Source organism: Rhodanobacter sp. DHG33 (genome assembly GCF_014843005.1).
Classification (GTDB): Bacteria; Pseudomonadota; Gammaproteobacteria; order Xanthomonadales; family Rhodanobacteraceae; genus Rhodanobacter_A.
Genome location: NZ_JACYXM010000027.1, coordinates 1 through 650, shown reverse-complemented (window position 1 = coordinate 650; position 650 = coordinate 1). Strand labels below are relative to the sequence as shown.

The window sequence follows — 650 nt, the reverse complement described above, 5'->3', positions numbered from 1 at the left end:
CCTTCCGCCGTCCAGGCCAGGTTGTTGGCCCCGTCGTAGGCCATCACCGTGCTGCCGGTTTCCGGCTCGACGGTGCGGCACAGGCGGTGGTAGCTGTCGTAATACAGCGACTTGGTAAAGCTGAGCGTGCCGGTGCCGTAGGCGCCCGACTGGGTGATGGACAGCGGGTTGCCGTAGACGTCGCGGCTGATCGCCTGGGTGATGCCGGTCGGCGCCTGCACCTGCAGCGGGGTCTTGTAATCCGGTTCGTCGAACACCTGGTAGGTGGTGGTCGTGACGTTGCTCTTCGGATCGGTCACTTGTTCCTGTGCACCGGACAGGTAGGCCGTCGTCGTCGTCAGCACACCCAGCTCCGAGTTCTGCTGGCTCTGGGTCAATCGGCCCAAGGCGTCGTAGGTGCTGTGTGTTCCGATAGCAAGCGCTGGATCGGAAAGCGCCAAGCTGCCAGGCGCCGGATATGTTGCGAGGGTGGTCAGGCCGCGCCAGTCGTAGCCCGTGGCCGTACTGATGTCCGTGCTGCCGTTGGAGATGTCATCGAGCACCGGACGCAGGTCTGCGTCGAAGTACGTGGTGTCGGTCGAACTCCCTTGGGTGGTGGTGCGTCGCCAATGGCCGGCGGCAACGCCGCGCTCCGCGCTGGTCACGTAGGC

The 650-nt window shown here is 65.1% G+C and carries 1 pseudogene; it reads right to left on the bottom strand.

The features are described 5' to 3' along the window. Positions 1-650, bottom strand: a pseudogene (locus tag IHE46_RS16820) (hypothetical protein); the annotation flags it as partial.